Origin of the sequence: Flavobacterium noncentrifugens (genome assembly GCF_900100375.1) — a bacterium.
Taxonomy (GTDB): domain Bacteria; phylum Bacteroidota; class Bacteroidia; order Flavobacteriales; family Flavobacteriaceae; genus Flavobacterium; species Flavobacterium noncentrifugens.
In genome coordinates this window covers 499,102-522,504 of record NZ_FNEZ01000001.1, presented here as the reverse complement: position 1 = coordinate 522,504, position 23,403 = coordinate 499,102, and the positions used below count along the sequence as shown (strand labels likewise).

Genomic DNA, 23,403 nt, shown 5'->3' with positions numbered 1-23,403 from the left:
ATGAAAAAAATTCTTATCGCCGCCTTTTTCATTGCTATCGGAATCAGCCAGGCACAGGCACAAGTTACGTTTAAACCCGGAATTCGCGCCGGAGCGAATTTTTCGCATTTTACAAAAGGGGATTCTTTTAATAATGGGTTTTATTATGAAGATGAGTATTATGATGAAAATCAGGGCGGAAGAGCCGAATTTGAATCAAAAACTGACTTTTACGTTGGTGTTTACGGCGCTTTAAGGCTAACCAGATATTATACTTTGCAGCCTGAAATCAATTATTCAAGGCAAGGGAGCAAGTTTAAATATATTGAGCCGGTGCCTTACTATAATGAATATGGCACGAATGAGTTTCCGGTGACGCGTTCCGGGCAAACTGATGTTTCGTATTTATCGGTCGCAGTCATGAACAAATTCACTTTTGGAGAGAAATTCAGCGTTCAGATTGGACCGACACTTGATTTTGTGGTTGATAAAACAGACAACTTCGGAAGAAATTACACTTCCTATAGAGACATTGATTCTGATGTGGATTTGGCTTTCGTTGCCGGGATCGGATTCAATTTTACCAAAAATATCGGAATTGAAGCGCGCGTGAAAAAAGGGATTATACCGGTTTTGGATTTTTCAGATTCAAGCCACACGAATGTGGTGTTCTCTGTTGGCGCAAATTATACGTTTGACATAAAATAACAAGATGCTTTTAAAGGATTTTTACAAAGTATTATCATTGGATAAAACCGATGGCCAGAAACATTTGGCCGTGATTTTAATTAATGAAAAACATGAGGTTTTTAAAGGGCATTTTCCGGGAAATCCTGTGATGCCGGGCGTTTGCATGATGCAGATCATCAAAGAACTGACCGAAGAGATCACTGCAGGCCCTTTAATGATGCAAAGCCTGTCGAACGTGAAGTTCATGGCATTGATCAATCCTGAAATGACACCTGAATTGCGGCTCGAACTCGACATTACAGAAGGCGAAGACCACATAGTGAAAGTGAAAAACACGACTTATTTTAACGAAACGGTTGCCCTGAAACTCGGTAGCGTTTATAAAAAAATCTGATTATGAAAGCGATGATCCCCATTTTATTTTTGCTGTTTTTCAGCAATCCTGAAATTTCAGAAGTGCGTAAGATTTATGTCGATGCTTCAAAATCCAAAGCTTCCGCAGATGCTTTCCTGATTAAGGTCAAAAGCATTTCGGATACCGATTCGGATAAAAGACTCGTTGCCTACAAAGGCTGCGCGATCGCGTTGCAAGGAAAATTCGCTTCGAAAATCAGGGACAAGAAAAAATTCCTGACCAAAGGCGCCTTGCTTGTCGATGCTTCGATCAAAGCCGAGCCGAATAACGTCGAATTGCGCATGATCCGCCTGAGCATACAGGAAACTTTGCCGCTGATCATTACAAGTTACCGCAAAAACATCAAAGAAGACAAAGCCTACATTTTAGCGCATTACAAAAGCTTAGAGCCTGAAATGGAAAGCTATATCAAAAATTTCATTCAGCAATCGGAAAGTTTTTCATCTGACGAAAAACAGGCTGCGAAATAATCCGTCGCATCTAAAATGGAAGACATTTCCTTTGAATCAGAAAAAGCGCTGAAAGTCTGTATCATCATTCCGACTTACAACAACGCACGCACTTTAAAGCGTGTTATCGATTCGGTTTTGGAACATTCGCCTTATGTAATTATCGTAAACGACGGCTCGACCGATGCCACTTCTGAAATTTTAAAAAATTACCAGAACCTCACGCAAATCCACCATCCGAAAAACTCCGGAAAAGGAATGGCGCTGCGCCACGGTTTTAAAAAAGCATTGGAACTGGGTTACGATTATGCGATCACGATCGATTCTGACGGACAGCATTTTGCAACCGACCTCCCGAATTTTATAGAAGAGATCGAAGCCAATGGCGAACAATTATTGATTGGAAGCCGCAACATGAAACAAGAAGGCGTTCCAGGAAAAAGCAGTTTCGGCAACAATTTCTCGAATTTCTGGTTTTGGTTTGAAACCGGAATCCGTTTGGAAGACACGCAGTCGGGTTACCGTTTGTATCCGCTTCAAAAAATCCCCAAAAAATATTTTACGAATAAATTTGAATTTGAGATCGAAGTGATTGTGCGCTCAGCATGGAAAGGCATTGCTGTCAAAAACATCCCGATCAAGATTTTATACGACCCGAAGGAACGCGTTTCGCATTTCCGACCGTTTAAAGATTTCACCCGAATCAGCATTTTAAATACGATTTTGGTGGTGATTGCACTGTTTTACATCAAGCCGCGCAACCTTTTCAGAAAACTAAAAAAAAAAGGATTTAAGAAATTCCTGCTTGAGAATATTTTAGAAAGCGATGACTCGAATGCCAAAAAAGCATTGTCGATCGCACTTGGCGTTTTTGTTGGGATCTCACCGTTTTGGGGATTTCAAACCGTGATCGTTTTATTTCTTGCCGTACTTTTCAAATTGAATAAAGCGATTGCATTTGCATTTTCGAACATCAGTTTTCCACCGCTGATCCCTTTTGTGATTTACGGTTCGCTCAAACTTGGTGGGCTTTTCGTTTGGGGAAATATGCCACTCGTTTTAGACCGCTCGATCACGTTCGACAATGTCAAAAATAATTTAGCGCAATATCTCGTCGGAAGTTTTATTTTAGCATCTTTGTCGGCCGTAATTTTCGGGTTCACAGGCTATTTGCTATTGACGCTTTTTAAACCTAAAAAATAAATGCACCAGTATTTTTACGCGATTCATCAGTTTGTCGACCGAAGGAAATCCTTATCGGTTGTGATCGCGATTGGATTGCTTCTGGTATTTGGATTTTTTGCTTCGCGGATCAAATTTGAAGAAGACATTACAAAACTGATTCCAACCGATGAAAAATCGGATGTCACCGCAAAAGTCCTGAAACAGCTCAATTTCGCTGATAAAATTACCGTGATTTTCCACCTGCAAAACGGCGGCACTTCTGAAGATTTAACGCAAATGGCAGCGGTTTTTACCGATAGCCTTGAAAAATCATGTAAGCCTTTTGTAAATTCAGTTCAGGGAAAAGTGGATGAGGAAAACATCCAGGAAACCATCGATTTTGTGTATAATAATCTGCCATTGTTTCTGGAAGTTAAAGATTACGAAAATATTCAGTCAAAACTTCAAAAAGACAGCATTGCATCGACCGTTCAGGGCAATTACAAAGCGATTGTTTCGCCGTCGGGTTTGGTGACGAAAGACTTTATTTTGCGGGATCCGCTCGGGATTTCATTTGTCGCTTTAAAGAAATTGCAGCAGCTTAATATTGGTGACGATTTTACGCTCGAAAACGGTTATGTAATGACTAAAGACAAGAAGAAATTGCTGCTGTTCATTACATCCAATTTGCCGTCGACAGAAACCGAAAAGAATACGGTTTTTGCCGCAAAGCTCGACTCAATCAAAGACAATCTAAACAAGCAATTTAAAGGAAAAACTTCAATCAGTTATTTTGGTTCGGCCCTTATTGCTGTGGCGAATGCAAATCAGATCAAAAGCGACATTATTTTATCGACAACGATAGCAATGGTTACGCTGATGCTAATCCTGATTTTATTTTACAGAAAAATATTTATTCCGCTAATCATTTTCCTGCCGTCGGTTTTCGGGGCCTTGTTTGCCGTAGCCTTTTTGTATTTTGTAAAAGAACGTATTTCGGCCATTTCTCTCGGAATCGGTTCGATTTTAATCGGAATTACGATCGATTATTCAATTCATATTTTAACGCATTACAAGCACAACAGCGACGTTAAAACGTTGTATAAAGACATTACGATGCCGCTGATCATGAGCAGTTCTACAACAGCGGTGGCATTTTTGTGCTTGCTTTTTGTTAAATCGGAAGCGTTGAAAGATCTCGGGATTTTCGCAGCCGTGATCGTTATGGCGTCGATGTTTTTCTCGCTTTTGATTGTTCCGCACCTGTACAAACCCAAAGTAGAAGATGGCGCGCACAAGAAAAATGCGATCGACAAACTCGCACATGTGTCGTTCCACAACAGCAAATTCCTCATTTGGGGCTGCGTTTTGATTACGGTTGTTTGCTTTTTTACGTACAATAAAGTCGGGTTTAACAACGATTTGTCACAGCTCAATTTTATCCCTACAGCCATCAAGGCAGCCGAAAAAGAACTCGAGGAAAGTACGAGCTTAACTTCTAAAACGATCTACGTCGCGGCGTATGGCAACAGTATGGATGAAGCGTTGGAGAACAATTCGCGTTTGTTCAGCAACCTCGGGAAAGAAAAATTTGCACAAAAGATCCTGAATTTCAGCTCCATTGGCGGCATCGTCATTCCCGAAAGCGAGCAATCGAAAAAAATCCAAAAATGGCATGCGTTCTGGGATACGGATAAAAAACAATTCCTGCAATCGCAATTAATTTCCGAAGGTGCAAAAATCGGCTTTAAGCCAACGACGTACCAAACGTTTTTCGATCATCTGGACCACGATTTCAAGCCGGTTTCTTTTGCCGAATATTCGAAAGTCAAAACGCTGCAATTGGCTGAATTCGTTTCCCAAAAGAACGGATTTTTCACGGTTTCTACTTTGGTGAAAGTGACACAGAAACAACGCGATGCCTTTGTCAAATCGGCTTCAAGCCAAAAAGATATTATCGCGATCGACCGCCAGCAGATGAATGAAACCTTTTTGGGCGAACTCAAAAATGACTTCAACAATCTGGTAAATTACTCGTTTATCGCCGTAGTTTTGATCCTGTTTTTCTTTTTCAGACGCATCGAACTCGTCATCATCAGCTGCATTCCGATTGCGCTGACGGGAGTGGTTACTGCCGGTATCATGGGGATTTTTGGCATCGAGCTTAATATTTTTAGCACCATTGTCTGCACTTTGATTTTCGGTCATGGCGTTGATTTTAGTATTTTCATGACGAGCGCACTGCAGAAAGAATATACGAATGGGAAAAATGAAATCGCGATTTACAGAACCTCAATTATTTTGGCTGTTATTACGACGATTCTCGGGATTGGCGCGATGATTTTCGCAAAGCATCCGGCACTGCGTTCGATTTCGTCTGTTTCGTTGATCGGGGTTTTTGCAGCGTTAATTATTACGTTTATTTTCTATCCGATTTTATTCAAAATGTTCATCTCTAACCGCGCCAAAAAAGGAAAAGCGCCATTCCAGATCCTGACATTGATCCACAGTATATTATCGTTTATGTATTTTGGTTTTGGCGGTTTATTTTTCTCCTTGGTCAGCGTCGTGATTTTGCCGATCCTGCCATTCAAAAAAGAAAAAAAGACGTATTGGCTGCGATATTACATGTCGAAACTGATGCGTTCGGTGTTGTACACAAATTTCTTCGTTGATAAAAAAGTGCTCAATAATTACAAGGAAACCTTCGAAAAACCGGCGATCATGATTGCAAATCATACGTCGTTTCTCGATATTCTTGCTGTTGGAATGTTAAATCCGAAAACCATTTACCTCGTGAGCGACTGGGTTTACAATTCGCCTGTTTTCGGCGGAGCGGTTCGCGCAGCAGGATTTTATCCGGTTTCTGAAGGGCTTGAAGGCGGTTTGGAACACCTGCACGAAAAAATCAATCAAGGTTATTCCTTAATTGTTTATCCTGAAGGCACAAGATCGGAAAGCAACCAGATGCAGCGGTTTAAAAAAGGCGCGTTTTTCCTCGCGGAACATTTCCAACTCGATATCATCCCAATTGTCATCCATGGAAATTCGGAAGCTTTGCCGAAAGGCGATTTCATTATTTATGATGGCTCGATTACAGTCAATATCTTGCAGAGAATTGCTTGGGATGACAAAAGGTTCGGTGACAATTATACTGAACGCACCAAGAAAATTTCAGCTTTCTTTAAATCGGAATTCAACCACATGCGCGACGAAATCGAAGATGCGGATTATTGGAAAAAAACGCTGATCAACAGTTACGACTATAAGGAAATTGAAATTGGCCAAGCGGTTAAAAAAGATTTCAAGCAGCATTCAGAAGTGTATTATCGCCTAAATAAACTAATTGATGCAAAAGCAAAAATAGTACATATTACCAATGATTACGGCCAACTCGATGTATTATTGACGCTTCAGCAACCGCAAAGAAAAATCATTTCGGTCGTTGCCGATGAAGAAAAACGCAACGTCGCCGAAACGAGTTACGTACTCAAAAAACGAAACATCCTTTATTTTGAAAGCATGCCATCGGAAACCAAATACGACGTTTTACTGATTTCGGATCAAAATATAAACCTTACTTTTGAAACGGTAAATGTATCCGATACGATCATTCTGGTTAACAACACAGCATTCAAAACGACAATTGAAAGTTTTGGTTTTGCTGTAACGAATGAAGAGCAGGGTTTGATCGTCTTAAAAAAATAATATTGAAAAAAGCATACGACGTAGTCATTATCGGAAGCGGCCTTGGCGGCCTCGTGTCGTCGATCATTTTAGCTAAAGAAGGCTACAGCGTTTGTGTGCTCGAAAAAAACAACCAGTTCGGCGGGAATTTGCAGACTTTCGTGCGCGACAAAACGATTTTCGACACCGGAATCCATTATATCGGCGGACTCAGCAAAGGCCAGAACCTGTACAAATATTTCAAATATTTGGGCATTATGGACGGTCTGAACCTCAAGAAAATGGACGAAGACGGTTTTGATATCATTTCGTTTGAAGATGACAATACCGAATTTCCGCATGCGCAGGGTTATGACAATTTCGTCAATCATTTGGCCGAATTTTTCCCTGAAGAAAAAGCCAACATCCAAAATTATTGTGAAAAAATCGTCGAAACCTGCGATTCATTTCCACTGTATAATTTACAGGCCGAAGGCAAATACGACAGCGAAATCCTGGCTATAAATGCCAAAGATTACATCGACCAGGTCACCGAAAATAAAAAATTGCGCGCGGTTTTGGCCGGATCGAATTTCCTGTATGCCGGAATTGAAGACAAATCACCTTTTTACGTGCATGCACTTTCGGTAAATTCCTACATCCAAAGCTCGTGGCGCTGCATCAACGGCGGCAGCCAAATCACCAAACAATTGATCAAACAGCTCAAAGCAAACGGCGGCGAAGTGTTTAAATATAAGGAAGTAGTCAAATTCAACACCGAAGGGAACGATGTGGCTTCAGCAGTGATGAAAGACGGTTCTGAAGTTTCGGGAAAGATTTTCATCTCGAATATCGAACCGAAAACAACCCTGGAAATGATCGGCGAGGAGAAATTCCGAAAATCGTTTTACAGCCGCATCCAGAGCCTCGAAGGCGTGATTTCTGCGTTCAGCTTGTACATCGTTTTCAAGCCCGAAACCTTTCCGTATATCAACCACAATTACTATCATTTTAAAGACAGCAACGGCGTTTGGACGGCGCATGAATATGATGAAAAATCCTGGCCGAAAGCCTACATGGCATCGATGAATGCGTCAAAGCAAGACGATTTTGCTGACGGAATGACGTTTATTACGTACATGAAATATGACGAAATGAAAGCCTGGGAAAACACATTTAATACGACTGCTGAAAAAAATGACCGGGGCGAATCATACGAAGAATTCAAAGCGCGTAAAGCCGAACGTTTCTTGCAGGAAATCGAACTCAAATTTCCCGGAATCCGTGAGAAAATCCAATCGGTGCATACATCGACACCATTGTCATATCGCGATTACATTGGCGGGCACAACGGAAACATGTATGGTTATGTGAAAGATTCTAACAATCCGATGAAAACGTTTATTTCTCCAAAAACGAAACTCAACAATTTGTATTTAACGGGCCAAAGCATCAATATGCACGGTGTTTTGGGCGTTACGATTGGTGCTGTCGTGACCTGCTCGGAAATTATAGGGAAAGATTATCTCGTGCAAAAAATCAATCAAGCCAACGATTAAAAAATAAAAACATGAAAAAGCAGCTTTCTTTTTCGGTTTTTTTTCTAGTTATACTGCTTTTTATTTCGTGCGGCACAGCGAAATCTTTGCATCATTTGCCGGATTTGGGGTTGTACAATAATTCGGTTCCAACAGTTCAGAAGCATCCAAACCAGGTTTATACTTCAGGTCCGAATTTTCTGCTCAAAAACAAGCAAAATTTATGGGAATTGTATGTCGAAGGCGATCCGCTGCAACGGGGTTTGGCTGAAGGCGCGCTGACCGATTCGCTGTTAAAAAAACAAGAGCGCGTGTTCTTTTCTAGAATCAATGACCTCGTTCCATCCAAATCAAAACAAAAATTACTAAAGAAATTCCTCGCCTGGTACAACCGCAAATTGTACCTGAATGTAACCAATGAATACCAAGCCGAAATCTATGGGATTTCGCGTTACACGTCGCATGATTTCGATAACATCGCACCGCAATATTTGCGGACATTGTATTTGCACGGCGCACACGACATTGGACACGCGATGCAGGATTTAGCACTTGTAGGCTGTTCGTCATTTGCCGCATGGGGCGAAAAATCGGAAGACGGAAGTTTGATATTAGGGAGAAATTTCGACTTTTATGCCGGAGATGATTTTGCAAAAGACAAAGTCGTAGCGTTTATCAAACCAGACAAAGGCTATCCGTTTATGATGCTGACCTGGGCCGGAATGATCGGTGCGGTTTCAGGGATGAACAATGAAGGTTTGACAGTGACGATCAACGCCGGAAAATCGAAAATTCCGCTGATTGCGAAAACGCCGATCTCAATTGTGACAAGAGAAATCCTTCAATATGCGAAGAACATTAATGAAGCGATTGCCATTGCGAAAAAGCAGAAAGTTTTTGTTTCCGAATCAATTATGGTTGGAAGCGCACATGATAAAAAAGCAGTTCTGATCGAAGTTTCCCCGAATAATTTCGGAGTTTATGAAGTGCCGAACAGCAACGATCAACTGTTGTGTTCGAATCATTTTCAAAGTGTTGAACTCAAAAACGACAAACGCAATCTATACCAGATTGAAAACAGCCATTCGAAATACCGTTATGAAAAACTGGTAGAGGATTTTAGCAAACATCCAAAAATCAATCCAGTAATTGCCGCTGAAATCCTGCGTGATCGCGAAGGTTTAAACGATGTGCCGATTGGTTATGGCAATGAAAAAGCGCTGAACCAAATGCTGGCGCATCACGGAATTATCTTTAAACCCGAGCAAAAATTGGTCTGGGTTTCGGCAAATCCGTATCAGATGGGCGAATTTGTTTGTTATGATCTGAATAAAGTTTTTGGCAGAAAAGATTCAGATTCGATCGTTTCATTGGCAAAAACACAGCTGAACATTCCGGCCGATCCGTTTTTGCAAACGCAGGCTTATAAAAACTACGAGCAATTCCGTGTTGAAGACCGGAAAATGGATTCATTTCTCAAAAATAAAACCGATTTGCCCTCAAATTTTGCCGAAAATTACCAATCTTTGAATCCCGATTATTGGGTCGTTTATTACAAAATCGGGCAGTATTTTTACGACAGAAAAGAATATGCTTTGGCAAAACCCAATTTTGAAAAAGCGCTGACCAAAGAAATTACGACGCTTCCAGCACGTAAAGAAATTGAAAAAAAGCTCAAAAAAACCAACAGCAAACTACAATGATCCCGAAAATAGAATTGGCAGATCCGGCAGCAATCAAAGCGTTTCAAGAACAAAAACTTGTTGATGCGCTTGGGTATGTGAGCAAAAATTCACCGTATTACAAAAGGCTTTTTGAAGCACAAAATATTTCGGTTTCTGATATAAAAACGTTAGAAGATTTGCAAAAGCTTCCGGTGACGACAAAAGCCGACCTGCAGCACTTTAACGATGATTTTTTATGTGTGCCCCAAAATAAAATCATTGATTACGCGACGACTTCAGGCACTTTGGGCGATCCGGTGACGTTTGGTATGACCGACGACGATTTGGAACGATTGGCTTATAATGAAGCAATTTCGTTCGATTGCGCCGGAATCAAGGAAGGCGATGTTGTGCAATTGATGACTACGATCGACAGACGGTTTATGGCCGGACTGGCTTATTTTTTAGGCTTGCGGAAGATGAAAGTTGGCGTGATTCGTGTGGGCGCCGGAATTCCGGAACTGCAATGGGATTCGATCAAAAAGTACAAACCGACATATTTAATTACGGTTCCGTCTTTTTTATTAAAATTGATCGAATATGCCGAAGCGCACAATATTGACTACAACAATTCTAGTGTCAAAGGTGCTGTTTGTATTGGGGAATCACTTCGAAAACAGGATTTTACCGATAATGCATTGGCAAAAAAAATCACCGATAAATGGAATGTTAAATTGTATTCCACGTATGCTTCGACAGAAATGAGCACTGCTTTTACCGAATGCGAACACGCAAATGGCGGACATCACCACCCGGAATTGATCATCGTTGAAACATTGGATGACCACAACCAACCGGTAAAAAATGGAGAACCCGGCGAACTGACTTTTACCACTTTGGGCATTGAAGCCATGCCGCTCGTGCGTTTTAAGACCGGAGACATTGTAAGATTGCACCACGAACCATGCGCCTGTGGCAGAAATACCTTGCGTGTTGGGCCGGTTGTTGGCCGAAAACAGCAAATGATCAAATACAAAGGGACTACTTTATATCCGCCGGCAATGACTGATGTTTTGACGGGTTTTGGCAACATTGAAAGCCATATTATCGAAATTTATACGAATGATCTGGGAACGGATGAAATTGTGATCAAACTTGCTGTGAAGCAGGAATCGGAAGCGTTTTTACATGAGATCAAGGACCATTTCCGGGCGAAACTGCGCGTGACGCCAAAAATTATTTTCACTTCGACAACCATTTTAAACCAACTTATTTTTAATCCGATGAGCCGGAAGCCGATTCATTTTTTTGACCATAGGAAGTAGTTGAAAAGTCGAATGTTTAATGACAAACGACCGCTGAACGGTTTCATTTCGTAAGATTGAGTAATTTATCGGCACTCCATTCTTTTCACGATTTTTATTCGTTCGTCGTTCGTTCGTTTGACATTCGACAGAATTCCGTAATTTTGCGCCATGATTAAAATTGGCAACATAGAATTACCCGAATTTCCGCTGCTTTTGGCGCCGATGGAAGACGTCAGCGATCCGCCATTCCGTCGTTTGTGCAAAACGCATGGCGCCGATTTGATGTTCAGCGAATTCATTTCGTCTGAAGGATTGATCCGCGATGCGATCAAAAGCCGCGCAAAGCTTGATATTTTTGATTATGAACGCCCGGTGGGAATCCAGATTTTTGGTGGTGATGAAGAAGCGATGGCCTTGTCGTCAAAAATTGTTTCTACAGTAAATCCGGATCTGATCGATATTAATTTTGGCTGTCCGGTGAAGAAAGTCGTGTGTAAAGGCGCAGGTGCCGCAGTGCTGAAAGACGTTGATTTGATGGTGCGTTTGACAAAAGCCGTAATTAAAAGTACGAATTTGCCCGTAACGGTAAAAACGCGTTTGGGCTGGGATGAAAATTCGATCAATATTGATGAAGTAGCCGAAAGGTTGCAGGATATAGGCGTTCAGGCGCTGTCGATTCACGGAAGAACGCGGGCACAATTGTACAAAGGCGAAGCCGACTGGTCGCATATTGCCCGTGTAAAAAACAATCCGAGGATTACGATGCCGATTTTTGGAAACGGCGATATAGATTCCCCAGAAAAAGCTTTAGAATATAAAAACAAATACGGTGTTGACGGAATCATGATTGGCCGCGCTGCCATTGGTTATCCATGGATTTTTAACGAAATCAAACATTACTTTAAAACCGGTGAAAAACTAGCTTTGCCAACAATGGCCGACAGGATTGAAGCTGCAGAAAACCACCTGACCTGGGCGATGGAATGGAAAGGCGAGTGGGTTGGCATTGTAGAAACGCGCCGCCATTATACAAATTATTTTAAAGGAATCGCGAATTTTAAAGAATACAGGCAAAAACTCGTAACTACAGACAATGCTGAAGGTTTATACCGCGTTTTTGAGGAAATCCGGGAAGCGTTTTCGGATTATGTGTTTATTTAGGATTGAAAGATTTGAAAATTTAAATATTAAAAGATTTTGCTCCGAAATGGGGCAATTTTTTTTGGGAATGACAGTATGTGAATTGAATTCCGACCGTAAATTTTATTAAGTTTTACCATTAAGGGATTAAGAAAATGAAGCGTTGCGTTTCTCTTAATTTTCTTAATCCCTTAATGGTTTTATTTTTTAGGCACCATTCATTGCTGCAAAGCGACCTGTCAGTATAGCCTATGGCTACAGGTTTTTAGGTAATTTTTGATGATTATGCGTTTGCGTTAGGGATAGAAGTGAAAATCCTTTTAAAGATTGACCTGTAGTGCAACGAAAGGAAAAGCTTTAAAAGATTGCAGCGGATAGCCCGGCCACAGGCAACGCCCAGATTTATTCCAGCAACTTTCTCGTAACGCGGCTTGACGCAATGACCGACGCGATAAAACCGAGTAAGATGATCGTCCCCAAAACGACAACCACATTTTGCATCGAGAAAACAACCGGATAAGCCAGGTTTTCTGTGATTTTGACGAGTTGGAATTTTTGCTGGATCAAGACGATGATAATTCCGAGGAACAAACCGAATGCACCGCCAAGTATGCTTAATAAAGTGCCTTGAAGTAAAAATATTTTCCTTAGGGCCGAAACTTCGGTGCCTAAATTATACAGTGTTTTTAAGTTGCCTTTCTTGTCTAAAATCATCATGATCAGAGCGCCAACCAAGTTAAAAAGCGCAACGATAATCACCAAAGTAAAAATTAAATACACGGCAATATTCTCGGTATTCAGCATTTTGTAAAGGCTGGCGTTGAGTTGTGCGCGGTTTTTAACGGTGATTTTTTGGTTGAAAATAACCTCGAGTTGGCTTTTAATGTTGCTTTCACTCGCTTTAGGTGCCAGTTTGATTTCAATTGCTGAAACCTGGCTGGGTTTGTATTCGAGCAAAGCCTGGGTTAAACCGAGATCGGCGAAAACGAATTTGTCGTCCAGGTCTTCGCTGATGGCATAAATGCCAACAGGTGCGAGTGTGAACTTATTGAAAGCCTGTTCGGCAGATTCGATCGTGCCTCGTCCGGGTTTTGGCACAAAGACTTCAAACGGATTGTTGAAATCAAACAAACCCATCGATAACTTTTGTGAAACACCGTTTCCGACAACAACCTGCGAGGAATTCGGATCAAGCCATTCGCCCTGGAACATAATTTTTTTGACGTCGTTGACTTTTGAAAATAAAGAATCGACACCTTTTAAATACGTAACCTGCTCTTTTCCGTTAAACACAAAAAGCACGCGCTCTTCAATGATTTTTGATGAGGCAGAAATTCCGGTAATTTTTTTGATTTTGGATTCCTGGTCGGGAGAAATGAAGAATGATTTCCCGAGTGTGCTGCTGACTTTTAGATCGGGATCGAAGTCGTTGCTGAATGACAGGCTGAAATGCTTGAGTCCGCTAAACACCGACAACACTACGAAAAGTGCCATCGCGCCAACAATAATTCCCACAGAAGCGATGCCGTTAATAATGTTGATCGCATTATTTTTACTGGCGCTTTTAAGGTAACGTCTGGCTATGTAAAACGGAAAATTCAAGGTTTAAGATTTCCTGCGGCGTTCGAGCAGGTCGCGGTTTTCGATCGGATTTTCTTTCTGGCTCAGCGCTTTGTCGATCTTTTCGATATAATCCAAAGAGTCGTCAATATAAAAAGTAAGGTTCGGCACCTTGCGCAATTGCATTTTTACGCGTTGGGCAAGATCGTGCTTGATGAGTGGTGTGTTCGATTTGATCGCGGCCAATGTTTCGGCTGCTTTTTCCTGTGGGAAAATGCTTAAATGCACGGTTGCGACGCCCAAATCGGAAGTCACGAGTACTTTTGATACGGAAATTACGAGGTTAGAAATGCCGTTTTTCCTGATTTCGCCCTGTAAAATATCCACCAGATCTTTCTGGATGACACCGCCTATTTTTTTTTGTCTGTTCGTTTCCATGGGGCAAAAATACGATTTTTTAGTTAGAAAGCAGGCGAGTGGCTAAGGTACTGAGTAAACATTATTGTCATTGCGAACGCAAATGTGGCAATATGGGCGTTGCCTGCGGCCGGGCTATCCGTTTCAATCTTTAAAGATTTCCTTCCATTGTACTACAGGAAATCTTTAAAGGATTTCCACTGCTATCCCTAACGCAAAATCTACCATAAATGAGTACTTTTGGATTTAGAATCAAGCAATGACTTACATCATGAGAAAAATAGAACACATCGGAATTGCCGTAAAAAACCTTGAAGTTTCGAATCTTGTCTTTGAAAAACTCTTCGGTGCGGCGCCCTATAAATCGGAAGAAGTGGCCTCAGAAGGCGTAAACACATCGTTTTTCAGGAATGGCCCAAACAAGATCGAACTGCTCGAAGCCACAAACCCGGAAAGTCCGATCGCAAAATTTATCGAGAAAAAAGGCGAAGGCATTCATCATGTTGCGTTTGATGTGGAAGATATTATTGCCGAGATCGCGCGATTAAAATCGGAAGGCTTTGTCATATTAAACGAAATTCCAAAGAAAGGCGCCGACAATAAATTGGTCGCATTCCTGCATCCAAAATCCACAAATGGCGTGTTGATTGAGTTGTGCCAGGAAATTTCATAAACCGGTGGATCAGATTGTTGCAGGATCTTGGATATATTTTGGTACGGCAAAATTTCAAAAATCCCCTGCAAACATTTGGAACGAACCGAAAATAGTAGTAATATTGCACCTCCTAACCGGTCCTATAGCTCAGCTGGTTAGAGCACCTGACTCATAATCAGGTGGTCCCTGGTTCGAGCCCAGGTGGGACCACTTCTTAACAATCAAGCACTTATAAAGCAATTTGTAAGTGCTTTTTTTGTGGCTGTTGCATTTGATATTCATTTTCCAATGGCTCTAACAAAGCTGCCTCGTTTTCATACCATATATGTAACTACTGCCAGACAAAAAAATCAAGCCTGTTCAAATGAAAAAGCCCCGCTGAACGCGGGGCTTTTATGAATAAACTCTATATGAAAATATTAATTCTTTTTAAGAACTAACTTTTTAATAACATGCTTGTCCTGATAGTTGATTTTCACATAATAAATCCCATCAGAAAGGCCATCGACCGTTAACGTCGTCATAGCCGAATTGGGTTTGCGCATGTTGATGACCCTGCCCAAATTGTCGGTAAGCACAATGGTATCGGCGGTGATGTTTGCTGTATCAACAGTGAATTGCCCCGCACTTGGATTTGGATACATTTTCATTTCGTTTTCAGAAAATGGACTGTTAACAGCCAGTGTAGTATCGCACTTTATCGATTTTGCGCGAATCATCTGGGCCTCCTCGCCACAAGCGGAATTGCTGTGAATATAATAGCGAATGACCCCTACATTATTGCCGGATGACCAAGTCAATGGCGTAAGTCCGCTTGCATAAAGTTCGGTTCCTGAAGCGTTTGTGATCGTGATGTAATCCGTTGCGATGGAACTTGTAAATACATAATGCAAACCAAAATTGATGTAAACGTTTGAATATTCTCCGGCACGGCTTACTTCAGAAATCACTTCATTGCCTCCGTTGCAAGCTGTTTGGATGGAATCTTCCGGGAAAAGCCCGTATGATGCGCCATTGCAGCTAAATGAAGGAATGGTATCGAAACTTCCACCATAAACCCAGCTTCCTTTTAACGAACCGCAATTCGAGCGTACCCAGTAATTGTAATTTGTTGCCGGACTGAAACCGCTCAGTACCCATACGCTATCGTTAAGACTTACGTGGGTAGGAATGGTGTTTGCAGTTGGCGCGATGCCGTTCGATACGACGTACAATTCATATCCTAAACTTGGTGCCGTATCCGGCGCGATCCAGGTAATGCGGAATGAATTAGATGTCACGTTTGAGACTACCAGGTTGGTTGGATCTCCGCATCCAGGTGTTGCATCCACACATTTAATGGAACGTATTCTTGATGTATTCTGGGTTCCACAGTTTCCATCGGTATTCAAATGGTAACGAATCACTCCTGATGTATTGCCTGAAGCCCAGTTTAAAGGCGTTGGCCCATTTGCAAAAACTATTGTTCCGGCAGCATTCGTAATCGTCAGATAATCGGTAGCAACTGAACTTGTAAACGTATATTGCTTATTTGCCAATACATTCACATTTGAATATTCACCCGCCCAGGCATCAGCAGCGATTTGCTCTGCATTTCCTGAACAAGCTGGTGTAAAAGTCGCATTAGGATACAATCCGTTGATCGCACCGTTGCAGATCAATGCAGCTACAGTCGTAAAATTCCCGCCCGAAACCCATGCGCTTTTTGAAGTCCCGCAGTTGGAGCGGATCCAGTAATAATAGGTAGTGCCGGCAGCCAGTCCTTGTAGCACACCTATGCTTGTGCTCGTGTTTGTTAACGTAGCAGTCGTATTGGCAGTAGGAGTTGTATTTGTCGTGATGATATAAAGGTCGTAGGAAGCAGGCGCAGTTGCAGGCGCAGTCCAGGTCAGTCGGCTTGAATTTGAAGTAATGTTGGAAACTGTCAAAGCAGTCGGTACACCGCAGTTTGCAACAACAGCATCGGAACATCTGATCGAGCGTGTTCTTGATGTATTCTGCGTTCCACAGTTTGCATTCGTATTTAAATGGTAACGTACAACCCCTGATGTAGTACCCGAAGCCCAGATTAAAGGGGTTACTCCGCTTGCCAAAACGGCTGTTCCGGCGGTATTGGTAATTGTCAGATAATCGGTAGCAACCGAACTTGTAAATGTATATTGCTTGTTTGCCAACACATTTACATTTGAATATTCGCCTGCCCAGGCGTCAGCAACGATTTGCTCGGCATTTCCCGAACATGCTGGCGTAAAAGTCGCATTGGGATACAATCCGTTGACTGCACCGTTACAAGTCAATGCGGCCGGAGTGGTGAAATTCCCACCCGAAATCCATGTTCCTGTCGTAGCGCCGCAATTTGAGCGTATCCAGTAATAATAGGTTGTGCCTGCTGCTACGTTTAAAGAAACTGTAGGATTTGTACTTGTTACTGTAGCAACAGTATTTGCATCAGGTGCGGTGTTTGTTGTAACGATATAAAGGTCATACCCAGAAGATGGCAATGTTGCCGCTGCGGTCCAAGACATTTTACAGGAATTGGATGTAATATTCGAAACGGCCAGGTTTGATGGCGGTGTGCAACTTACAGCATCTGCACATCTAATGTAGCGTGACCTGTTTACATTCTCGCTGCTGCAATTGGCATTGGAATGGAGGAAATAGCGGATCACGCCAACTGTGCTTCCGGAATTCCAGATTACCGGCTGTGGACCGTTGGCATAAGAAACCGTTCCTGCTGCATTGGTGATCGTGATGTAATCGGTGGTTACCGAGCTGGAGAAAGAATATTGCCTGTTGGCAACAACATTCACATTAGAATATTCGCCTGCCCAACTCTGATCTGTAATGGTTTGATAGCCGTCAGTACAATTTGGTGTAATATTATAAGGTGGAAATAATCCGTTGGTCGCGCTATTGCATCCTGCTGCCACCGAACCTGTCGTTGTAAAACTGCCGCGGTAAACCCAATCTCCGATTCCGATGGTACATTTAGAACGCAACCAATAATAATAGGTAGTTGCTGCGTTTAATCCATTTAAGAATTGTGTAGTAGTGGCATTATTGAGTTGAAACGATGGAGTCGTACGTATCGTCGGCGTCGTATTTGAAGAACTAATGTAAAGGTCGTAACCCGATTGCGGAATGGCAGCAGGCGCAGTCCAGCTTAAATTGGCTGAGCTTGAAGTGATGGTGGCAACTGAAGAGGCCGTTGGAGCAGCACACGCCGGATTGAAATCGGAATAATTGGTTTCCAGATAACGTGTCCTGCGGGTAAGAATGGGATTGTCATCACAGTTGGAATTTGAATGGATGTAATAACGCATGATCTGATTGCTCGCCGGCTGCCAGGTAATGCCCGCATAGCCGGAAGCATACACTACAGTTTTGTTTTCATTGGTAATGGTAATGTAATCCGTCGCAATCGAAGTGCTGAAAGTGTATACATGATTCGTATACGCCCATATTTCAGCAAAGTCATCTCCATAAGTGTCGTCATTAATGGTTTGCAAAAACAAAGATGGGTCTGGTTCAATGACGCGGGGAGGGTACCAACCGCCGCTGGTGCATTGCGCCTCCAAATTGGGAATGAAAAATAAAAATGCCAGAAGGCAGAGCAAAGTAATTTTTGTCTTCATAAATAGTTTTTGTTTTTTTTTCCAGTTTCGTAAATCGATATGGAAATCATGGTTGGTTAAAGATTTTAAAAGTTGTAAAAATAATATAATTGACCTCTTCTACTCAAAATTAGATTAAAAGAAAATGAAAATTTTCGCAGATGTATAAACGTTGTTGTGTAGATGAAATTCGTAAGGATATGCTACACATTCGTTTTTAGAGGCATGAAAATCAGGTAGTGATTGCAACGATGCCTGCTTTTATTTCAACAGGCTTTACAAATTTCATTGAAAACAAACGTTTTAAAATGAAATATTTTTAGGATTGCACCCGAACTTATAAATTATCCGTAAAAGGCATACAAATCGGGTGTATAGACCGCTTATTATTTGGAAGCTTTATATTTAACTTATATATTTGCCCTGTTTTGAATTGGATATAACCGCAAAAAATGAAGCCTTGATTTGTTTGTAAACAAGCGGTTTTAAACGCTGTGAAATCCGATTATAAAACTAAAGTTCTGAATTTTACGTTAATATAATCTCTGAAGTGCCATTATGTGGATTCAAATTGTATTTTTGCAAGCGATTTAAATTGATTACTTTGAAATTTAATGTAAAAAATTTTGTTAAAAAGAAATTTTATTTACTTTTACACCCTATGAAAATTGTCCCAAAGAAAGTTTTTTGCTTTTTAGCCATAACGATTACCAGTGTTGTCAGTGCCAGCGGCCCGCCACCACCAGGCCACATCCCTCCGGGTCCGGATCCCATTCCGATCGATTCTGGATTGGTGTTTCTCTTTGCGGCTGCAATTTTATACAGCTTCTACAAAATATACCAAATGAAAATAAATAAAAAAGCTTCGATATAAACCGGAGCTTTTTTTATGCAATCAAAGAAATTTTATCTCAGGTTGTGTAGGCGCGACACATATTTCCCGATTACGTCAAATTCCAGGTTGATTTTTGTGCCAACAGCAAAGCTTTTAAAGTTGGTGTGTTCATACGTATAAGGAATAATCGCCACACTGAATTCGTTTTTCTTAGAATTTACAACGGTTAAACTCACGCCGTTTACGGTAATCGAGCCTTTTTCAATCGTGATGTTGTTCAAATCGGCATCATATTCAAAAGTGTAATACCAGCTTCCATTCGCGTTTTCGATACTTTTGCAAACGCCGATCTGGTCTACATGGCCCTGAACAATATGGCCATCAAGCCGGTCGCCAAGCTTCATGCCGCGTTCAAGGTTTAAACTATCGCCTTCTTTCCAGTCGCTTAAATTGGTTTTGTCCAGTGTTTCCCTGATCGCAGTCACAATGTAACTGTCATTATTGATGCCAACAACAGTTAAACAAACACCATTATGTGACACACTTTGGTCAATTTTGAGTTCATTTGTAATTGACGAATGAAGTGTAATATGAAGATTATCGCCCTCTTTTCGCAGTTCTTCAATCGTGCCGAGGGTTTCAATGATTCCTGTAAACATTCTTGTTTTATTTTACTAAATTTGCACTTCAAAATTAGCAATAAATAACCAGTCGTAAGAATGAATAAAGCAGAAAATATCATCGTTGGGATTTCAATCGGGGATTTAAACGGCATCGGAAGCGAGGTTGTTTTGAAAACTTTTGAAGATTCGCGAATTCTCGAAATGTGTACGCCGGTTATTTTTGCCAATGTCAAAATCCTGTCTTTCGTAAAGAAAACATTCGAATCGACTTCGATGCTGCACGGAATTGATACCATTGACCAATTGGTTCTCGGAAAAATCAATGTGTTGAATGTCTGGAAAGAAGGTGTTGATATTAATTTTGGCGTCAATGATGAAAACATCGGGAAATATGCAATCAAATCATTTATTGCGGCAACCGATGCTTTGAAAGCAGGGCAAATTGATGTTCTGGTGACCGCGCCAATCAACAAATACAACATCCAGTCGGAAGAATTTAAATTTCCGGGCCATACCGATTATCTGGATAAAGAACTAGAAGGTGATGCTTTGATGTTTATGGTTCAGGACAATTTGCGCGTGGGATTGTTGACAGACCATATTCCGGTAAACGAAGTGGCAAGCCATTTGACCGAAGCGTTGATCATCCGAAAGATCGAAACCATAAAAAAATCGCTGATCCAGGATTTTAGCATCAACAAGCCGAAAATTGCCGTGCTCGGATTGAATCCACATGCTGGCGACGGCGGTGTCATCGGAAAAGAAGACGATGCGATCATCCGCCCGGCAATAAAAAAATTATTTGATAAAGGGACTTTGGTTTTCGGGCCTTATCCGGCAGACGGTTTTTTCGGCAACAGCCAATACGAAAAATTTGACGCGGTCATTGCCGCTTATCATGACCAAGGATTGATTCCGTTTAAAACGCTGTCATTTGGCAAAGGCGTCAATTATACTGCGGGTTTAAACAAGATCAGAACGTCGCCCGATCACGGAACAGCATACGAAATTGCGGGGAAAAATCTGGCCGATTTCAATTCCTTCAAAGAAGCTGTCTATCTGGCGATTGACATTTTTCATTCAAGAATCCAGTATAAGGAAATCAGCAAAGACCCGATGAAAATCAAGGAAAAACAGGAAGAAAGAAATATTCGATAAAAAAATATCGGTAACAGTTTTGTTTGTCTGATATTTTTATATCTTTGCGCTCCCATTGAGAGTTTCAAAATGGGACAAATTTTGGTGAGATGAAACAGCTAAATGAGTTTTTAATTCCGTTTGTCGGATTAAAATTAGGAAAACACCAGTTTGAATATCAAATAAGTAAGAAGTTCTTTGACTACTTTAATTACGATGACTTTGAAAGTTGCGACATTAAAGTAAATCTGGTTTTAGAGAAAAAAAGCACCATGATGGAGCTCAATTTCAAACATAAAGGTACGGTTTACGTGCCTTGCGACCTCACGGGCGAAATGTTTGATCTGCCAATCAAAGGAAAACTGAGATTGGTTGTCCAGTTTGGCGATGAATTCAACAACGACAACGACGAATTGCTGATTTTGCCGCACGGCGAGCATCAGATTGACATTTCACAGTATGTTTATGAAATGATCGTGCTTTCGATTCCGCTAAAACGCGTCCATCCGGGCATCAAAGACGGCACCTTGCAAACGCCGGCACTTGATAAACTAAAGGAACTGACAGTCAAAGAAAAGAAAAAAGAAGAAACAAAAGAAGATACAGACCCGCGCTGGGACAAATTAAAGAATCTATTAACGGATAAATAATATCATAAAATGGCACATCCTAAGAGAAAGATCTCCAAAACGAGAAGAGACAAAAGAAGAACACATTATAAAGCTACAGTTGCTCAAATCGCAACATGTCCAATCACTGGAGAAGCACATTTATACCACAGGGCTTACTGGCACGAAGGTAAAATGTACTACAGAGGACAAGTAGTTATTGACAAAGCACCAGTTGCTCTTGCCTAACATTTTACAATAAAAAAAACTGAAACTCTCACTCTGTGGGAGTTTTTTGTTGTTTATAATTTTAACGAAATAAGGAGTTCCAAAACAAATTTGGTTTGGAATTTTTTTGTAATTTCCACCTCTTTATCAAATCTTAACGATTGGTAAGAAATTAATTAAAACTTATGAATACAATTACGGCCGCAATTACCGCTGTTGGTGGGTATGTTCCTGATTTTGTGCTTTCTAATAAATTGCTTGAGACGATGGTTGATACCAATGATGAATGGATTACTTCCCGTACCGGCATCAAAGAAAGAAGAATTTTAAAAGGAGACCATCTCGGAACTTCCTTTATAGCCATAAAAGCTGCTGAAGACCTGCTCAAAAGAGGCAATATCAATCCTGCCGAAATCGATATGGTCATTGTCGCTACCACAACTCCCGATTTGCCTGTTGCCGCTACTGCCGTTTATGTTGCCACTGAAATTGGTGCCGTGAATGCTTTCGCGTATGATTTACAGGCGGCCTGTTCTGGTTTTTTATTCGGAATGTCAACCGCTGCAGCCTACATTCAATCCGGCAGATACAAAAAAGTCTTGTTGATCGGAGCCGATAAAATGTCGTCCATCATTGATTATACCGATCGTGCCACCTGTATCATCTTCGGAGATGGCGGAGGTGCAGTTTTGTTCGAACCAAATGAAGAAGGCCTTGGCGTGCAGGATGAATTTTTGAGAAGCGACGGAATCGGGCGCGAATTTCTAAAGATCGACGCAGGCGGATCTATCCTTCCGGCATCTGCGGAAACAGTAGCAAACCGTCAGCACTATGTGTTCCAGGACGGGAAAACGGTTTTTAAATATGCCGTGACCGGAATGGCCGATGTAAGCGCAAAAATCATGGAGCGCAACAACCTTTCAAATGACGATGTCGATTGGCTGGTTGCACACCAGGCAAACCGCAGGATCATTGATGCTACGGCAAACCGAATGGAACTTGACGAATCGAAAGTGCTTATCAATATCGAAAAATACGGAAATACCACTTCGGGAACTTTGCCTTTGTTGCTGAGTGACTTTGAGGATAAGTTCAAAAAGGGCGACAACCTGATCTTTGCTGCTTTTGGCGGCGGATTTACCTGGGGCGCGATTTACCTGAAATGGGCTTACAACAAACAATAAACTAAACTAAAAACAAATAATTATGGATTTAAAAGAAATTCAGAACCTAATCAAATTTGTGTCAAATTCGGGCGTTGCAGAAGTGAAGCTTGAAATGGATGATATCAAAATCACCATCCGCACAACTTTAGAAGGCAATGCACCGGACATTACGTATGTTCAGCAGGCGCCAATGCAGCAGGCGTTGCCACAGGCAGCTCCGGCGCAGCAGCAATTCGCTCCGGCAGCAAATACACCGGCAGCACCCGCAGCAGACGAGAATTCTAAATACATCACCATAAAATCACCGATTATCGGAACGTTCTACAGAAAACCATCTCCAGACAAACCAATGTTTGTTGAAGTGGGAACTTCAATCAGCAAAGGCGACGTGTTGTGTGTGATCGAAGCGATGAAATTGTTCAACGAAATCGAATCGGAAGTTTCTGGTAAAATCGTAAAGATTTTAGTTGATGATTCTTCTCCGGTAGAATTCGACCAACCTTTATTCTTAGTAGATCCGTCATAATTTTTAGATTTTAGATTTTAGA

At 41.4% G+C, this 23,403-nt stretch carries 20 protein-coding genes and 1 tRNA gene; 17 read left to right on the top strand and 4 right to left on the bottom strand.

Going from position 1 to position 23,403, the window contains the following annotated elements; translation table 11 throughout:
* The 9 genes from BLS32_RS02325 to dusB all read left to right on the top strand — a co-directional run bounded on the left by BLS32_RS02325 (position 1) and on the right by dusB (position 12,033).
* Positions 1–687 carry an outer membrane beta-barrel protein gene (locus tag BLS32_RS02325; RefSeq protein ID WP_091391680.1) on the top strand — a complete coding sequence of 229 codons (687 nt, stop codon included), beginning with the start codon at positions 1–3 and terminating at the stop codon, positions 685–687.
* Positions 688–691: 4 nt separating this feature from the next.
* Entirely contained in the window at positions 692–1,063 is a 372-nt protein-coding gene (locus BLS32_RS02320; RefSeq protein WP_091391679.1) for an ApeI family dehydratase, read from the top strand.
* Positions 1,064–1,065: 2 nt separating this feature from the next.
* Positions 1,066–1,554, top strand: coding sequence for a hypothetical protein (locus BLS32_RS02315; protein ID WP_245699306.1), 489 nt, complete (start codon positions 1,066–1,068; stop codon positions 1,552–1,554).
* A gap of 15 nt (positions 1,555–1,569) precedes the next feature.
* Complete coding sequence (locus BLS32_RS02310; RefSeq protein ID WP_091391678.1) at positions 1,570–2,736, top strand: DUF2062 domain-containing protein; 1,167 nt, start codon at positions 1,570–1,572, stop codon at positions 2,734–2,736.
* The gene (locus tag BLS32_RS02305; protein WP_091391677.1) at positions 2,737–6,405 is read left to right on the top strand and encodes a 1-acyl-sn-glycerol-3-phosphate acyltransferase; all 3,669 of its coding nucleotides are present in this window, start codon (positions 2,737–2,739) and stop codon (positions 6,403–6,405) included.
* Positions 6,406–6,407: 2 nt separating this feature from the next.
* Positions 6,408–7,922 (top strand): phytoene desaturase family protein, encoded by a 1,515-nt coding sequence (locus BLS32_RS02300; protein WP_091391676.1) that lies wholly within the window; start codon positions 6,408–6,410, stop codon positions 7,920–7,922.
* Between the two features lie 11 nt (positions 7,923–7,933).
* Positions 7,934–9,604, top strand: coding sequence for a C45 family autoproteolytic acyltransferase/hydrolase (locus BLS32_RS02295; protein WP_091391675.1), 1,671 nt, complete (start codon positions 7,934–7,936; stop codon positions 9,602–9,604).
* Positions 9,601–10,890, top strand: a complete 1,290-nt coding sequence (locus tag BLS32_RS02290; RefSeq protein WP_091391674.1) for a flexirubin biosynthesis putative acyl-CoA ligase FlxY — start codon at positions 9,601–9,603, stop codon at positions 10,888–10,890. The genes BLS32_RS02295 and BLS32_RS02290 overlap by 4 nt, the downstream gene beginning before the upstream one ends.
* A gap of 150 nt (positions 10,891–11,040) precedes the next feature.
* A complete protein-coding gene (gene dusB / locus BLS32_RS02285) occupies positions 11,041–12,033 on the top strand; it encodes a tRNA dihydrouridine synthase DusB (protein ID WP_091391673.1) in 993 nt (330 codons plus the stop codon).
* Between the two features lie 381 nt (positions 12,034–12,414).
* On the opposite strand, the gene BLS32_RS02280 is transcribed toward dusB, so the two are convergent.
* Positions 12,415–13,614, bottom strand: coding sequence for an ABC transporter permease (locus BLS32_RS02280; RefSeq protein ID WP_170227505.1), 1,200 nt, complete (start codon positions 13,612–13,614; stop codon positions 12,415–12,417).
* A gap of 3 nt (positions 13,615–13,617) precedes the next feature.
* On the bottom strand, positions 13,618–14,010 hold the full coding sequence (gene rbfA / locus BLS32_RS02275; protein ID WP_091391672.1) for a 30S ribosome-binding factor RbfA: 393 nt from the start codon (positions 14,008–14,010) through the stop codon (positions 13,618–13,620).
* 250 nt (positions 14,011–14,260) lie between these two features.
* Between rbfA and mce the strand changes: the two genes are divergently transcribed.
* Positions 14,261–14,662, top strand: coding sequence for a methylmalonyl-CoA epimerase (mce, locus tag BLS32_RS02270; protein ID WP_091392378.1), 402 nt, complete (start codon positions 14,261–14,263; stop codon positions 14,660–14,662).
* Between the two features lie 118 nt (positions 14,663–14,780).
* Positions 14,781–14,854: transfer RNA gene (locus tag BLS32_RS02265), tRNA-Ile, on the top strand.
* A gap of 209 nt (positions 14,855–15,063) precedes the next feature.
* On the opposite strand, the gene BLS32_RS02260 is transcribed toward BLS32_RS02265, so the two are convergent.
* The gene (locus BLS32_RS02260) at positions 15,064–18,279 is read right to left on the bottom strand and encodes a fibronectin type III domain-containing protein (protein ID WP_091391671.1); all 3,216 of its coding nucleotides are present in this window, start codon (positions 18,277–18,279) and stop codon (positions 15,064–15,066) included.
* A gap of 583 nt (positions 18,280–18,862) precedes the next feature.
* Here BLS32_RS02260 and BLS32_RS02255 point away from each other — a divergent pair.
* Complete coding sequence (locus BLS32_RS02255) at positions 18,863–19,132, top strand: hypothetical protein (protein WP_139171672.1); 270 nt, start codon at positions 18,863–18,865, stop codon at positions 19,130–19,132.
* A 32-nt stretch (positions 19,133–19,164) separates the two neighbouring features.
* Here the strand turns inward: BLS32_RS02255 and BLS32_RS02250 are convergent, their stop codons facing one another.
* Entirely contained in the window at positions 19,165–19,752 is a 588-nt protein-coding gene (locus tag BLS32_RS02250) for a riboflavin synthase (protein ID WP_091391669.1), read from the bottom strand.
* A gap of 60 nt (positions 19,753–19,812) precedes the next feature.
* Between BLS32_RS02250 and pdxA the strand changes: the two genes are divergently transcribed.
* The 5 genes from pdxA to accB all read left to right on the top strand — a co-directional run bounded on the left by pdxA (position 19,813) and on the right by accB (position 23,381).
* Entirely contained in the window at positions 19,813–20,874 is a 1,062-nt protein-coding gene (gene pdxA, locus BLS32_RS02245) for a 4-hydroxythreonine-4-phosphate dehydrogenase PdxA (protein ID WP_091391668.1), read from the top strand.
* An 89-nt stretch (positions 20,875–20,963) separates the two neighbouring features.
* Entirely contained in the window at positions 20,964–21,503 is a 540-nt protein-coding gene (locus BLS32_RS02240; RefSeq protein WP_091391667.1) for a YceD family protein, read from the top strand.
* A gap of 9 nt (positions 21,504–21,512) precedes the next feature.
* Entirely contained in the window at positions 21,513–21,710 is a 198-nt protein-coding gene (rpmF, locus tag BLS32_RS02235) for a 50S ribosomal protein L32 (RefSeq protein ID WP_091391666.1), read from the top strand.
* Positions 21,711–21,874: 164 nt separating this feature from the next.
* Entirely contained in the window at positions 21,875–22,873 is a 999-nt protein-coding gene (locus BLS32_RS02230) for a beta-ketoacyl-ACP synthase III (RefSeq protein WP_091391665.1), read from the top strand.
* 22 nt (positions 22,874–22,895) lie between these two features.
* Complete coding sequence (gene accB, locus BLS32_RS02225) at positions 22,896–23,381, top strand: acetyl-CoA carboxylase biotin carboxyl carrier protein (protein ID WP_091391664.1); 486 nt, start codon at positions 22,896–22,898, stop codon at positions 23,379–23,381.
* The last annotated feature ends 22 nt before the right edge of the window (positions 23,382–23,403 follow it).